This is a genomic window from Streptomyces sp. NPDC030820, from assembly GCF_055572075.1.
Map to the genome: position 1 here is coordinate 326,778 of NZ_JBVIEB010000006.1, position 13,098 is coordinate 339,875.

Annotated in this window: 14 protein-coding genes; 6 read left to right on the plus strand and 8 right to left on the minus strand. The window is 72.2% G+C overall.

The window, feature by feature from the left end; translation table 11 throughout:
- Genes ACZ418_RS19105 through ACZ418_RS19115 form a run of 3 tightly spaced genes read right to left on the minus strand, consistent with a single transcriptional unit; the run spans position 1 to position 2,035 of the window.
- Entirely contained in the window at positions 1 to 756 is a 756-nt protein-coding gene (locus tag ACZ418_RS19105) for a 4'-phosphopantetheinyl transferase family protein (RefSeq protein WP_468363945.1), read from the minus strand.
- Positions 753 to 1,598, minus strand: coding sequence for a hypothetical protein (locus ACZ418_RS19110; RefSeq protein WP_468363948.1), 846 nt, complete (start codon positions 1,596 to 1,598; stop codon positions 753 to 755). The genes ACZ418_RS19105 and ACZ418_RS19110 overlap by 4 nt, the downstream gene beginning before the upstream one ends.
- Positions 1,598 to 2,035 carry a nuclear transport factor 2 family protein gene (locus tag ACZ418_RS19115; RefSeq protein ID WP_388630082.1) on the minus strand — a complete coding sequence of 146 codons (438 nt, stop codon included), beginning with the start codon at positions 2,033 to 2,035 and terminating at the stop codon, positions 1,598 to 1,600. The genes ACZ418_RS19110 and ACZ418_RS19115 overlap by 1 nt, the downstream gene beginning before the upstream one ends.
- Before the next feature lie 207 nt (positions 2,036 to 2,242).
- On the opposite strand from ACZ418_RS19115, the gene ACZ418_RS19120 reads away from it, so the two are divergent.
- The 5 genes from ACZ418_RS19120 (at position 2,243) to ACZ418_RS19140 (ending at position 6,763) form a co-directional block, all read left to right on the plus strand.
- Positions 2,243 to 3,028, plus strand: a complete 786-nt coding sequence (locus tag ACZ418_RS19120; RefSeq protein WP_468363952.1) for a 3-oxoacyl-ACP reductase — start codon at positions 2,243 to 2,245, stop codon at positions 3,026 to 3,028.
- 94 nt (positions 3,029 to 3,122) lie between these two features.
- Positions 3,123 to 3,986 (plus strand): DUF6081 family protein, encoded by an 864-nt coding sequence (locus ACZ418_RS19125; RefSeq protein WP_468363954.1) that lies wholly within the window; start codon positions 3,123 to 3,125, stop codon positions 3,984 to 3,986.
- Between the two features lie 18 nt (positions 3,987 to 4,004).
- Entirely contained in the window at positions 4,005 to 4,835 is an 831-nt protein-coding gene (locus tag ACZ418_RS19130; protein ID WP_468363956.1) for a TIGR03619 family F420-dependent LLM class oxidoreductase, read from the plus strand.
- A gap of 64 nt (positions 4,836 to 4,899) precedes the next feature.
- Positions 4,900 to 5,625 carry an SDR family NAD(P)-dependent oxidoreductase gene (locus tag ACZ418_RS19135; RefSeq protein WP_468363959.1) on the plus strand — a complete coding sequence of 242 codons (726 nt, stop codon included), beginning with the start codon at positions 4,900 to 4,902 and terminating at the stop codon, positions 5,623 to 5,625.
- 100 nt (positions 5,626 to 5,725) lie between these two features.
- On the plus strand, positions 5,726 to 6,763 hold the full coding sequence (locus ACZ418_RS19140; protein WP_468363961.1) for an LLM class flavin-dependent oxidoreductase: 1,038 nt from the start codon (positions 5,726 to 5,728) through the stop codon (positions 6,761 to 6,763).
- A gap of 77 nt (positions 6,764 to 6,840) precedes the next feature.
- Here ACZ418_RS19140 and ACZ418_RS19145 read toward each other — a convergent pair whose 3' ends face one another.
- The 5 genes from ACZ418_RS19145 to ACZ418_RS19165 all read right to left on the minus strand — a co-directional run bounded on the left by ACZ418_RS19145 (position 6,841) and on the right by ACZ418_RS19165 (position 11,194).
- Positions 6,841 to 7,257, minus strand: a complete 417-nt coding sequence (locus ACZ418_RS19145) for a PPOX class F420-dependent oxidoreductase (RefSeq protein WP_468363964.1) — start codon at positions 7,255 to 7,257, stop codon at positions 6,841 to 6,843.
- Positions 7,258 to 7,315: 58 nt separating this feature from the next.
- Positions 7,316 to 8,266: an aromatase/cyclase gene (locus tag ACZ418_RS19150; protein ID WP_468363966.1), complete on the minus strand. Its 951-nt coding sequence runs from the start codon at positions 8,264 to 8,266 to the stop codon at positions 7,316 to 7,318.
- A gap of 87 nt (positions 8,267 to 8,353) precedes the next feature.
- Entirely contained in the window at positions 8,354 to 8,614 is a 261-nt protein-coding gene (locus tag ACZ418_RS19155; protein ID WP_468363969.1) for an acyl carrier protein, read from the minus strand.
- An 82-nt stretch (positions 8,615 to 8,696) separates the two neighbouring features.
- Complete coding sequence (locus ACZ418_RS19160; RefSeq protein ID WP_468363971.1) at positions 8,697 to 9,929, minus strand: ketosynthase chain-length factor; 1,233 nt, start codon at positions 9,927 to 9,929, stop codon at positions 8,697 to 8,699.
- Complete coding sequence (locus ACZ418_RS19165; RefSeq protein WP_468363974.1) at positions 9,926 to 11,194, minus strand: beta-ketoacyl-[acyl-carrier-protein] synthase family protein; 1,269 nt, start codon at positions 11,192 to 11,194, stop codon at positions 9,926 to 9,928. Before ACZ418_RS19165 ends, ACZ418_RS19160 begins: the two co-directional genes overlap by 4 nt.
- Positions 11,195 to 11,488: 294 nt before the next feature.
- Here ACZ418_RS19165 and ACZ418_RS19170 point away from each other — a divergent pair, with 294 nt between their 5' ends.
- Complete coding sequence (locus ACZ418_RS19170) at positions 11,489 to 12,655, plus strand: acyl-CoA dehydrogenase family protein (protein WP_468363976.1); 1,167 nt, start codon at positions 11,489 to 11,491, stop codon at positions 12,653 to 12,655.
- The last annotated feature ends 443 nt before the right edge of the window (positions 12,656 to 13,098 follow it).

Genomic DNA, 13,098 nt, shown 5'->3' on the forward strand with positions numbered 1-13,098 from the left:
TCAGCCGGTGCGCTCCTCGGCCGCGCGGCAGACGGCCACGGCGAGGACGGCGTGCTGCGGCAGCGCATATGTGCCGAACCACCAGCCGTCGGCGGCGGCCGGCGTGCCGTCGGCGTGCCGCAGCGTCGGCGGCACGCCGTCCCGCGCCGTCACCGGCGCGAACCCGACGTCACGGAACGGCAGCCGCAGTCCGAGGCCCATGGCCTTGCTGTACGCCTCCTTGAGCGTCCACAGCCGGATCAGCGCGGCACGGCGCTCCTCGTCCGGCAGCCGTGCCAGGGCGGTGCGTTCGTGCGCGGTGCAGAACTCCCGGCCCAGCGCGTCGGCATGGACGGTGCGGGTGTAGAGTTCCGCGTCCACTCCGATCGGCCCCACTCGGCTGATGCCGACGACGAGCAGATCGCCGGTGTGACTGAGGCTGACGGACATCCGCTCGGCACCCCGCAGATACGGACGGCCGCTCGGCGTCCGGGCCACCTCCAGCACGTCCTCATCCGTCCCCGTTGCCACCGCGACCGCGTGCCTGAGCAGTGTCCTTGCCGCAGAGGAACGGCGTGCTGCCCGCCCCAACAGCCCATGACGGCCGCTCGGTACGCTCCCGGGCATCCGCTCCGCCACCGGGCCGGCGGCCGGGTCGGGATGCCAGTCGGCCAGGTGCGCCGAGGCCACGGCCCAGCCGGTGGTCTCCAGGGACTCCCGGAGGTCTCCCCAGCCGCTGCCGGAGGCCGCGGCCACGACCGGCGGGGACCCGGTCACAGCGGTGTTCCGAGCGGGTCGAATCCGCGGCCCTGGACGCACCGCACGAGGACCTCCGCCGTCGCGCACTCGGCGACATCCGGAGCCGTCACCCGTACCGGGGCGGCACCGAGCCGTGCCGAGGTCCGCACCAGGACCCCGGTCAGCCAGGCCGGGTCGGCGAGGAACGCCGAGGGCTCCTCCGCACGGGCCGCCAGCCACACCTCCGCGCACACCGCCGCCGCCGTGAGCAGCGCACGGCGTTCGGCAAGAGCCTTCTGCGGTGTGCGCCGGACAGCCACTGCTGGACGGGACCGCTCGAACCCCTCGCCGTCGATCGAGGCGAGTTCGTCCAGGAACACCCCGGCTGCCGACCGCAGCCAGTCCGTGCCCGGTTCACCGCCCGTGACCGAGCGCAGCCCGCGGAGTGCGGCAGCGAGGTGGTCCCCGTCGAGGCGGTCGGGCCCGTCTTCCCTCGAGGTTGGCGCCAACTCATGTTCCATTGCGCTCAGTTGCTCTCGGCCGACAGTCGTGTGCCCGCCGGGGACGGTGGGTACATGAGGTCCGAAGTAGAGGCCCAGTTCCTCCGCGCTCTGCCGCAGCAGGCGAGGCACCAGGCAGGCGGCCGCTGCGGGCTGTGGGGCGCTGAGCAGGCAGTGACAGCACAGTACGTCGAGGAAGACGCCGCCCAGCGTCCGGCGTGCGGAGCGGCTGCCGAGCGGCCGGACGCCGGTCCCCCCTTCCGCTGCGGTCGCCACCGCACAGCGCAGCGCGGTCTCCAGCCTGCCGAGGGCTGCCGTCAGCGCCCGTACCCGGGTGGCCGGCGCCGGAGCCGCCGGCCGTACCAGAACGTCCGCTCGCATCAGAACATCTGGTCGTGCGTCACCAGCCGGGACCGGGTGAGCACCTGGTCACCGGCGACCTCCAGCACGTCGTGCACGACGCAGCTCGGCGCGATCTCCGGCTTGCCGCCGGGGCGGACGGTGACGACCAGCGCGTAGACGGTGGAGCGTATGGACCCGTCGGACTGCGGTTCCAGCGCGATGTGGTTGAACCAGTGCCGGCGCCGTACCGGATCGTTCTCGAAGCGCTTGTGGAACTCCACCAGCTCGCGGACGATCCCCGGCCGGGTCCTCGCGGGTTCCGCGCCGGGGGAGTGCTGGAAGGTGCCGTCCTCGGTGAAGGTCGCCGCGTAGTCCTCGAAACGCAGGCCGTCCAGCGCCTGCATCTGGTGGGCGTAGAAGTGCTGCACCTGCGCGTACAGGTCGGTCAGGGTGCGGGCGGTCACGGTCGTGGTCATGGCTTCCTCCGGCACGGGCGATGGACGGACGGGGCCCGGTGGTGCCCCGTCGCACGGGACAGTGGCCGAGCCCGCTCGAGAAAGACTCGACCTGCGGATCGTCCGGCCGCGGGGGCTGTCCAGCGTCGTTCCACCGAGCCTCTAGAGAGAGCCGGAAGTCTCGGCGCTGCCGTCGCGCGACAGGCCAGGTTCGGTGAGGGAGGAAGCATGACGGAGGCAGTCAAGCCGGTGTCGCTGGTCACCGGTGCCACGAGCGGGATCGGTCTCGAGGTGGCCAGGCGGCTGGCCGGGCTCGGTGCCCGGGTCTATCTGTGCGCCCGCCGCGGCGAGGAGCTGGCGGCCACCGTGAAGTCCCTGCAGGACGAGGGGCTGGACGTCGACGGCAGCGTCTGCGACGTGTCGGAACCGGAGCAGATCCGCGCCTGTGTGCGGGCCGCCGTGGACCGCTTCGGGCCGGTGGACATCCTGGTCAACAACGCCGGCCGGAGCGGCGGCGGGGCGACCGCTCAGATCGCCGACGACCTCTGGTTCGACGTGATCAACACCAATCTGAACAGCGTGTTCCTGATGACGAAGGAAGTCCTCAACGCCGGCGGAATGCTGGCCAAGGACCGGGGGCGGATCATCAACATCGCCTCCACCGGAGGCAAGCAGGGCGTGGTGCACGCCGCGCCCTACTCGGCGTCCAAACACGGAGTGGTCGGTTTCACCAAGGCGCTCGGTCTGGAGCTCGCCCGGACGGGGATCACGGTCAACGCGGTCTGCCCGGGCTTCGTCGAGACCCCCATGGCCGAACGGGTGCGCGAGCACTACGCGGGGATCTGGGGAGTCACCGAGCAGGAGGCGCACGACCGCATCACCACACGGGTGCCGCTGGGCCGGTACGTGGAGACCCGCGAGGTCGCGGCCATGGTCGAGTACCTGGTCAGCGACGACGCCGCGGCCGTCACCGCACAGGCCCTGAACGTGTGCGGCGGTCTGGGCAACTACTGACACCGCCGAGCGGTCGCGACCGCGCCAGGCCACGTCACCGGCCTGGTCGGCCGGCTCCGACTCCCTTGATCCGACGCTCAGTTCTGGAGGCACCATGACCATGCAGCACGAGGCGACGCCGTCCGCCCCACCCGGGCTGCTGTTCCACGACGACTTCCGCGAGGGCCTGCTGCACGACGGCCCCGAGGCGCGCTGGCAGCTGCGTGCGGTGGAGGACATGCCCCAAGGAGACGGACTGATCAGCAGCTCCGACGAGGGGTTGGTGGTCCTCCCCACCGGGCGCAACGAGACCACCGGGGAGCCCGCCTTCGCCCGGCCCGAGGACCCCGAGGCGACCACCGAGTTCCTGCGCTGGGCCGCGTTCGTCGACCGCACCACGGAGGACGGCGGATTCGGATTCGCCACCCGCCCCGGCGAAGTCCTCACCGTCACCACGGAGTTCGCGGTCCGCACCTACGGCACCGCCGCCCATCCCCTCGGCGACACGGTCACCGACCACGACGCCGACATGCGGCTCGGCGCCGGCGCCCTGATCTGCATAGACCGCGCCACCGGCATGGTCTTCGACTTCGTGCTCACCAACACCGCCGTGCTCGCCCTCTACGAACGCCTGCCGAGGCCCGACGCCGAGCACGCCACGTTCTCGTACGCCGTCCCCGTCGGCACCCGCGAGCCGGACCGGTTCCACACCTGCTCGGTGGAGCTGGACGCCGACGCGGGAGTGGTGCGCTGGATCCTCGACGGCGAGGAGGTGCTCACCGTCGACAAGATCGGTCACAAGGTGCTCGACGCCTCCCGGCTGATCTGGCAGAGCGAGGGCGAGGAGCGCACCGCCACCCCTCGCCAGCTCAACTTCGGCCTCTCCACCTTCACCGGCAAGGTCTGGGGCCAGGGAGTCCGACTCGCCGCACGCCGGCTGACCATCGCGTCGGTGCCCGGCCCGCGCACAAGCGACTGACAGGAGAGATCGACGATCATGCGGTTGCACACCTACATCCCCAGCGAGACCCCGGGACAGGACGCCGTCGAGGCGGCGGACGTCGCGGTGCACGCCGAACGCCTGGGCTACCACGGCGTCTGGCTCCCGGACCATCCCCTGCCCTACTACGAGTACCGGGACTTCTACGGCGGTGTCTGGGAACCGCTGGTCATGCTCGCGAACATCGCCGCCCGCACCACCACCGTACGGCTCGGCAGCGGCGTCCTGGTCGCGGCGATGCGCAATCCCTTCGCGGTGGCCAAGCAGGCCGCGACCATCGACCGGCTCTCCCACGGACGGCTGGACCTGGGCATCGGCGTCGGCATCGTGCTCAAGGAGTTCCAGAACATGGGCGCCGACTTCCACACCCGCGGTGCGCGCACCGACGAGATCATCCGGCTGATACGCCACCTGTTCAAGGAGGGCCGGGGCCCCTTCGACGGGACGCACTACCCGCTGGGCGAGGAAGCCGTCTTCGCCCCCAAGCCGGTGCAGCCGGAGGTGCCCATCTGGATCGGCGGCCGCACCGAGGCCGCCTGGAAGCGCGCCGCGCGCACCGGCGACGCCTGGCTGTGCGCGATGACCGAGCCGGACGTCTTCGCCGCCAACCTCGCCCGGATGCGCGACCTCACGGACCGCAAGGTCCTGGCGGGCGCCCGGATCCAGTTCACCGCCGCCGAAGCCTCCTTCGAGCGGGCCGTCGAGGAGATCGAGGCATGGAAGGCCGCCGGCACCGACGACCTGGTCGTCTGGTTCGGCGCCCCCGACGGCTATGTGGACCGCATGACGATGTTCGCCGAGGCCCTGGCCAAGACGCAGGACGCCTGACCACACCGTGGACCGGGCACGCCCCGCCGACAAGGCAGGCGCCTGCCCCCACAAGGAGGTGCACATGACCGACAAGCCCGTCGCCCTCGTGACCGGGTCCTCCTCCGGCATCGGGGAGGCCGTCGTCCGCAGGCTGTCCACCGCCGGGATGCGCGTGGTCGTCAACTCCGCCCGGTCGGCCGAGGCCGGGCGGAAGCTCGCGGAATCCCTGCCCGACGCGCTGTACGTACAGGCCGACATCTCCGCGGAGTCCGACGCCCGGCGGCTGGTCGCCACGGCGGTCGAGCACTTCGGCCGACTGGACGTCCTGGTCAACAACGCGGGCACCACCCGCCGTATCCCGCACGCCGACCTGGCCGCCGCCACCCCGGAGATCTGGCGGGAGATCCTCGACGTCAATCTGATCGGCACCTGGCAGACCACGGTGGCCGCCGTACCCCACCTGACGGAGTCGGCGGGCACCGTGGTCAACATCTCCTCGATCGCGGGCAGCAGGCCCGCCGGAAGTTCCATCCCCTACGCCGTGAGCAAGGCGGCGATCGAGCATCTGACGCGCCTGTTGGCCGGCGTGCTCGGCCCCCGCATCCGGGTGAACGCGGTGGCTCCCGGGCTCATCGAGACGCCCTGGACCAGGGACTTCACCGACATCGCCCAGCACGTGCGGGAGACCACCCCACTGCGCCGCGTGGGACTCCCCGAGGACGTCGCCGAGGCGGTGCTGGCCATGGCCGGTGCCACCTACACCACCGGAACGGTGCAGCTGGTGGACGGCGGAGCCCACCTCATCTGACGGCCTGCCGGCCGTGCCACCGGCCGCGGGACACGTCCCGCGGCCGGTTCGTCCTCTTGCACAGGGTTCTTGCCCTCCCCAGGTCCAAGGAGACACTGTCATGAAGCTGGGAGCGAATCTGGTGTACCAGGGCGCGGGCGAGCTGGCCCGCGCCGCGGAACGCCTCGGGTACGACGTGGTACTGGCGCCCGAGGGCTACCGCTCGGACGCCGCCAGCGTGCTGGGACTGATCGCGGGGCAGACCGAGCGGATCGGGCTGGCCTCCGGTGTCATGCAGATCCCCGCCCGGCCGCCGGGCCTGGCCGCGCTGACCGCGGCCACGCTGGACGCGCTCAGCGGCGGGCGGTTCCGGCTCGGCCTCGGGGTGTCCAACCCCGATGTCTCCGACGGCTGGTACGGAGCCCGGTTCGACCAGCCCCTCGCCCGCACCCGGGAGTACGTGGAGATAGTCCGCAGGGCGATGGCCGGAGGCCCGGTGGAGTACCAGGGCCGCCACTTCCGGCTCCCCGCCTCCGGGCCGGGCGGCGGGGCACCGCTCCACATTCTCACCGAGTCGCCCCGCCCGCGCATCCCCGTCTACCTGGCCGCGGTCGGGCCGAAGAACCTGCGGCTGGCCGGCGAGATCGCGGACGGCTGGATCGGCGTGTTCACCTCCCCGGAGGCGGTGGCCAAGTCGGTCACCGAGATCCGCGCCGGGCGTGAGCGGGCCGGCGCGGACATGGCGGGCTTCGACGTGCTGCCGAGTCTGCCGACGGCCGTGGCCGACGACGTGGCCACCGCCGCGGACGCCCTGCGCTCCCACTATGTCTACATGCTCGGCATCGGCGATCCCGACCGGAACTTCTACTGCGCGATGGCCCGGCAGATGGGCTTCGAGCGGGAGATCACGCACCTGCGTGAGCGTCTGTCCGCCGCAGACCGGGCCGGCGCGGGCGCCGCCGTGCCGCTGGAGTTCATCGACCGCACGGCGCTGCTCGGCCCCGTGGCACGGCTGGCCGAGCGAATGGTGGCCTATCAGGAAGCCGGAGTGACCACCCTCGGCATCATGGTGTCGGCCGCGGCCACCTCGCCGGCCGGCCGGCTGCGCCTGCTGCGGCAGGCGGCCGAGGCGCTGGAGCGCTCGGGCGTGGGGGAGTAGCGCACGCATACGGCGAAGGGTGCCGACCGCACGATGTGGTCGGCACCCTTCGCCGTATGCCGGTTCACCGGACGGCGTCAGGCGGACGGCCCCTCGGGCACGTTGCGCTTCTGCATGCCCGGGTGGTCCGGATCGATGCCCCAGCTCAGGATGCGGCGCGGGTACACCCTGATGAGCTCCTGGCTGAAGTGCGCCTGGGCAGGCGTGTGCCCGGAGATGGCCTCGGCCCGGCCGCGGATCTCGATGCCGCGTACCGTCCACGGGCGGGCGGAGACCAGGTCGTCGATGACGAAGGCCACCTGCGGATTGCCGAGGATGTTCTTGAACTTGCGGCTCTCCGCGAGATTGCGGCCGCCGATGTCGAAGGTCCCCAGCTCGGTGTTGTACCGGAACGAGACGGGGTTGTTCTGCGGTGCGCCCTTGCTGTCGACCGTCGACAGACGGCCCAGGTACTGGCTGTTCACATAGGCCAGTTCGGCCTCGGTCAGCGACACGACGATGGCTTCCCTTCCTGGTCCACTGCGGTCCTGCTGCGGTTCTGCGCCGGCGCCGTCAGCGGCCGGCGGGTGCATCGGCGTTCCCGGCCGCGGAAGCCAGCGTGGCACGGCTGTTGCGGCCGAGGGCGTCACGGACATGGGCGCGGGCCTCGGCGAGGGTGGTGCCCGCACCCAGCACCTCCTCCACGGCCGCGGGGTTCAGCACGACCGTGTGCCGTGCCGTGACCGAGCTGCCGTCCGGACCCTCCGCGAACGTCCACAGGCCACTGTGCCCCAACAACAGCTTCGGTGTCCGCCGTTGCTTGTACGCGATCCACTGCCCGCTCTCGCAGATGCGCACCGAGCTGGTGGTGTGCGCGGCGCCGTCCGAGGTCACCGTGTCCATCTCCAGCTCCTGGACGCCCGGCTCGGCCTCGGTGAGCCGTACCCGGGACACATGCGGAAGCCGGTCGGCCCAGCGGTCCGCCCGGTACACGAAGTCGTAGGCGGCCTTGACGTCGGTGGCGAGCCGCACGGTGTCGGTGAAGGAGAAGACGACGTCGCCCACCGGGTGGCCGAACTCCGCCGTGCGAGCGAGCGCGTGGAGCTCCTCGGGACTGTTGCGGTCCAGAGCCTCGTTGATCCACCGCACCGTCTCCGGCGCGTCGTCGACTGCGGTGAAGTCGTGCCGGAGCACGATCTCGGTACGGTCGCCGTGCAGCGAGCGGAACAGCCACTCGCCGCCCATGGAGGCGATCGGCGGCCGGCTGCGCTCCTGCCGGAAGGTGATGCGCAGCCCTTCCGGGTCGAACGTACGGCGCGACACCCAGCTGGTGACCTGCCCGCCCACGAGAGCCCAGATCCGGAACCGCTCCGCACGCTCCTCGCGCTCCAGGTGGTGCACATGCACGCTCGGACCGAAGACGGCGGGCCAGCACGTCACATCGGCGACCAGCTCGTAGAGGACGTGCGGTGGAGCCGCGACGACGACGGTGTGCTCGGTGCTGTGCTGACTGCCTTCTGCCATGGTGGGTCTCCTCGGCTGATCCATGCGGGAAGTGGACCGGTGCCGCCGTCTCGGGACGGCGGCACCGGTGGGTCTGCGGGGGCGGGATCAGGCCGCGGCCGTGATTCCCTCGTTCACCAGGGTGAGCAGCGCCCGGGGCGTCTCCACCTCGGTGATCTCGTCGTCGGGGATGCTCACGCCGAACTCCTGGTTGATCCGGGCCGCGGTCTCCATCAGGGCCAGCGAGTCGTAGCCCAGCTCCTCGAAGGACGCGTCGAGCACGTCCCCCTCCGGGGCGCCGAGGCCGTCCTCGGCGCCGGCGCACTCGACGAGGATGCGCCGCAGGTCGTCAAGGGTCATGGTGGTCATGGGTTGTCTCCTGGTGTTCGGGTGACCGGTTGTCAGGCGTGCGGGATGCGCTCCGGGGGCAGCGGCCGGGCCGTCGTACCGTTCAGGACCGGGGAACGGCGCGGACGACCACGGCCGCGTTGAAGCCGCGGTGACCGCGCGCGAGCACCAGTGCGGTGCGCACGGGCCGTTCCCGTGGTTCCTCCAGGACCAGGTCCAGTCCGTACTCCTGCGGGACGTCCGAGGTGTTGCCGGTCGGCGGGATCACACCGTCGCGGATGGACAGCAGGGCGGTCGCCACATCCAGCGGGCCGCCGCCCGCGTGGAGCCGGCCGGTCAGCGACTTGGGCGCGGTGACCGGCACGCCGCCCGGACCGAAGAGCTCGCGGATCGCCGCGGCTTCCGCCCGGTCCAGCTCGGCGCTGCCCGCCGCGTCCGCGAAGACCACGTCCACGTCGGCCGGCGCGACGCCGGCGTCGGCCAGGGCCGCCTCGGCCGCCCGGCGCAGTCCCGGCGGACGGCCGGAGCCGGGCCGTGGGTCGAAGGTCGCGGCATACCCGGCGATCTCGCCGTACACATCGGCGCCCGTGGCGCCCCGCTCGCGCGCCGAGTCCGCGTCCTCCACCACGAGCAGGGCACCGCCCTCTCCCGGAACATGGCCGCAGGCGCGGGAGTCGAAGGGCAGATACGCGCCGTCCGGGTCCGACACGGTGCTCACCCGTCCGCCGGCCAACTGGGAGACGTACCCCCAGGGGTCGAAGGCGGAGTCGACACCACCGGTGACGACGAGCCGTGTGCCGCGCCGGAGGGTACGGCGGGCATGACCGAGCGCGTCGAGACCGCCCGCCTGCTCCCCGACCAGGGCCGCGCTCGGCCCGCGCATCCCGTGCCGGATGGAGATCTGACCGGTGTTCACCGCGTAGAACCATGCGAACGACTCGTAGACGCTCACGAACTCCGGCCCCTGGCTCCAGAGTTTGCGGAACTCGTGATGGGTGAAGTCGAAGCCGCCCAAGGCGTTGGACATGACCACGCCCATGTCGTAGTCGGCCAGGGCCCCGGCCCCGATACCCGCATCGGCGAGCGCCCAGTCGGCGGCCACGAGGGCGAGGCGCGTGGAGATGTCGGTCTGCGGCAGCAGCCGGCCCGGCAGATGCTCCTCGGGCCGGAAGCCGGTGATCTGACCGGCGAGCCGTGCCGGATAGCGCGACGTGTCGAAGCGGGTGAGCTCGCTGATCCCGTTGCGGCCGTCGAGTGCGGCCTTCCAGTACTCCTGCGTACCGAGGCCGTTGGGTGCGGTCACCCCGATCCCGGTGACCACCGCTGCGGTGCTCATGCGCGGGCTCCTTCCGGACGCCGGAGGACCATGGCGCTCTGGAACCCGCCGAATCCGCTGCCCACCGTCAGCACGGTGTCCACACGCTGTTCGCGTGCCGTCAGCGGGACATAGTCCAGGTCGCACTCCGGGTCGGGCTGGTGCAGATTGGCCGTGGGCGGGATGACACCGTGCTCGATGGCGAGGGCACAGGCCGCGATCTCGATGGAGCCGATGGCGCCGAGCGAGTGGCCCACCATGGACTTGATGGAGCTGACCGGAATGTCGTAGGCGTGCTCGCCGAGGCTCCGCTTGAACGCCGCGGTCTCGTGGCGGTCGTTCTGCTTCGTGCCCGAGCCGTGCGCGTTGATGTAGTCCACCGCGGTGGGGTCCAGGCGGGACTCGTCCAGCGCCGTCCGGATGGCCTCGGCCATCTCGCGGCCGTCCTTCTTCAGCCCCGTCATGTGGTACGCGTTGCAGCGGGTCGCGTACCCGGTCACCTCCGCGTAGATCCGGGCGCCGCGGGCCCGGGCCGCCTCGTACTCCTCCAGCACGAACATCGCGGCACCCTCGGCCAGCACGAACCCGTTGCGGGAGCCGTCGAACGGCCGGGAGGCGTGCTCCGGATCGTCGTTGCGGGTGGTGGTCGCCTTGATGGCATCGAAGCAGGCCACCACGATCGGTGAGATGGGCGTGTCCGTGGCACCGGCGACCATGACGTCGGCGGAGCCCTCACGGATCAGCTGGACGGCGTAGCCGACCGCGTCCAGACCCGAGGTGCAGCCGTCCGAGACCATCGTCACCGGCCCCTCCGCGCCCACCTCCCAGGCCACCTCGGCGGGCATCACGCCGGGGCTGAGGTAGTCGAACATGTGGGACGAGAGATAGGCGTGGTCCACCAGCCACTCCCGGCCGGCGTCCGACATCACCAGATACTCGTTCTCCAGGCTGGTCGCGGACGCCACCGCGCTGCCCAGGGCGACACCGACCCGCTGCGGATCGCCCGCCCGCGTCTCCAGCCCGCTGTCCACCACGGCCTCCCGCGTACACGCGACGGCGAACTGGGTGGCGCGGTCCATCCGGCGGATCTGCCGCGGGCTCAGACCTTCCGCCTCGGCGTCGAACACCACCTGGCCGGCGACCTGGGAGCGGAAGGGGCCGGGGTCGAAGAAGTCGATCCGCCGAGTGGCCGTACGGCCCGCGGTCAGCAGATCCCAGAACTCCTTCGTTCCGGTCCCACCGGGCGCACGTACACCGATACCTGTGATCACGACGCGCCGGGTCACCGCACACCTCCGGCACGACGGGGTTCTTTCGAGCAGACCATCGCAGTGCGTTCCTTTCGCCTGTGCCCGACGGGGTTCTCCACCGTCGGCGGTAGGGCAACGCCGCCCGCGTCGAGCAGCCTGTGCCGCACGGCTCGAGCCCGGCTCGAAACCGGGTGGTAGCGCCCCCGCCCGGCGGCCGACCGAGGGATTCCAGCGGTCGGCGAGGCAGTCTCGAGCGGACCGGACGACCGTCGTCGCACAGGAGCGGGCCCCACGGCGCGTCCCCGCCGCCGTCACGAGGAGGGAATCCTGATGGAACGCCGAACCAACGAGGAGGCGTCACGGCCGGCCGACGGCGCCGTCGCCGCGCTGGCCGAACTCGCCGCCGCGCACGCCGCGAAGGCGGAGCTCGACCGCCGGCTGTCCCCGGAGACGTACGAGGCGATCCGGGGCGCCGGTTTCGCCCGGCACTTCGTGCCCGCCCGCTGGGGCGGCAGCGAGGGAACCTTCGGCGACTATGTGCGCGATGTGGCAGCGGTCGCCGAAGGGGACCCCTCGGCCGCCTGGTGCGCCTCCATCGCGGCCACCATCGGCCGGATGGCGGGATTCCTGCCCGAGGAGGCGCAGCGTGTCATCTGGGGTGAGGGGCCGGACGTCTTCCTCGTCGGGGCGCTGCTGCCCGCGGGCACCGCGGAGCCCGTGGCAGGCGGCTGGCTGCTCAGCGGCCGCTGGCCGTACATGAGCGGGGTCCACTTCTCGGACCACGCGATGCTGTGCTGCCCGGTGCCCCTGGCCCGTGGTGGCAACGAGGTGCGTTTCCTGCTGGTGCCGCGGGCGTCCTACACCGTCGAGGAGAGCTGGTTCATGACGGGGATGCGGGCCACCGGCAGCGACACGCTGGTGCTGGAACCCACCTTCGTACCCGTCGAGCACTCCGTGGCGCGGCACGATGTGATCTCCGGGCGGGCCCCGGGTTCGTCGCCCGCCTGCCACGCGGTGCCGCTGAAGGCGGTGAGCGGACTCTCCTTCGCCGCCCCCGTGCTGGGCGCCGCCCGGGGAGCGCTGGCCCAGTGGACGGCCAAGGTCGCCCAGAAGCGGGCGGCGCCGTCCACGAACCGGCTGCTCGGCGTCAGTGAGGCCGCCACCGACGCGGTGCTGGCCCGCACGGCCGGGCAGATCGACGCGGCCCAACTCCTCCTGGAACGCGCGGCAAGGGAAGCCGACCGCGGCGAGACCACCCCGCTTGCGGCCGCCCGCGCCCATCGGGACCAGACCCTGGCGGCCGACATCGTGGTGACCGCGGTCAACGAGCTGTTCCGCAACGCCGGAACCAGCGGCGCGAGCGAGACGGGTTCCCTGGCCCGCTTCTGGCGGGACGCCAACACCGGCGCGGCCCACGCGGTCCTGCAGTTCGAACCCGCCGCCCGCGCCTACGCCGAACTGGCCTTGGCCGAGGCGGCCATGGGGCAGAGGGGCTGAGATCCGGGGCGGGGCACGGGAGAGGTCACAGAGGTAGCTCCGGGTGCGGCCGGGGCGGGAGGCGGAGGCTGCTCCGGATCTGCCCCGATCGGGGGAAGCGGAGGCGGGCTCCGGGTGCGGCTGGAGGCGGCGCGGGGCGGTGGAGGTGGGTCCGGGTGCGGCCGGGTCAGGAGCCCGGCCGCCTCTTGCCGTCGTCCGTGTGGCGGGCCGGCCGGCGGGCGTTCCTCCGGGTGTGCTTCAACGAGGCGTTGAACGGCGGGCGTTCGCGCTGTGTGGTCCAGCGGAGCGCTCTCCGGGGTGGCGCTTGGCCGTAACGTTGGGCCTTCCTGCGCCGTGTTCCTCGCGCTGGGTCCCACCGAGGCTCCGTCCGGCGGGTGTTCCCACCGTGCGCGGCAAGGAGTGCGCGCGGCGGCGCGCTCACCGGCTCGGCGCTGTCCGCGAGG

Excerpts from the sequence above, each read along its gene's own strand:
- ACZ418_RS19110 (WP_468363948.1), bottom strand. The coding sequence starts at position 1,598 with ATGCGAGCGGACGTTCTGGTACGGCCGGCGGCTCCGGCGCCGGCCACC.
- ACZ418_RS19115 (WP_388630082.1), bottom strand. The coding sequence starts at position 2,035 with ATGACCACGACCGTGACCGCCCGCACCCTGACCGACCTGTACGCGCAG.
- ACZ418_RS19120 (WP_468363952.1), top strand. The coding sequence starts at position 2,243 with ATGACGGAGGCAGTCAAGCCGGTGTCGCTGGTCACCGGTGCCACGAGC.
- ACZ418_RS19125 (WP_468363954.1), top strand. The coding sequence starts at position 3,123 with ATGACCATGCAGCACGAGGCGACGCCGTCCGCCCCACCCGGGCTGCTG.
- ACZ418_RS19130 (WP_468363956.1), top strand. The coding sequence starts at position 4,005 with ATGCGGTTGCACACCTACATCCCCAGCGAGACCCCGGGACAGGACGCC.
- ACZ418_RS19135 (WP_468363959.1), top strand. The coding sequence starts at position 4,900 with ATGACCGACAAGCCCGTCGCCCTCGTGACCGGGTCCTCCTCCGGCATC.
- ACZ418_RS19140 (WP_468363961.1), top strand. The coding sequence starts at position 5,726 with ATGAAGCTGGGAGCGAATCTGGTGTACCAGGGCGCGGGCGAGCTGGCC.
- ACZ418_RS19150 (WP_468363966.1), bottom strand. The coding sequence starts at position 8,266 with ATGGCAGAAGGCAGTCAGCACAGCACCGAGCACACCGTCGTCGTCGCG.
- ACZ418_RS19155 (WP_468363969.1), bottom strand. The coding sequence starts at position 8,614 with ATGACCACCATGACCCTTGACGACCTGCGGCGCATCCTCGTCGAGTGC.
- ACZ418_RS19160 (WP_468363971.1), bottom strand. The coding sequence starts at position 9,929 with ATGAGCACCGCAGCGGTGGTCACCGGGATCGGGGTGACCGCACCCAAC.
- ACZ418_RS19170 (WP_468363976.1), top strand. The coding sequence starts at position 11,489 with ATGGAACGCCGAACCAACGAGGAGGCGTCACGGCCGGCCGACGGCGCC.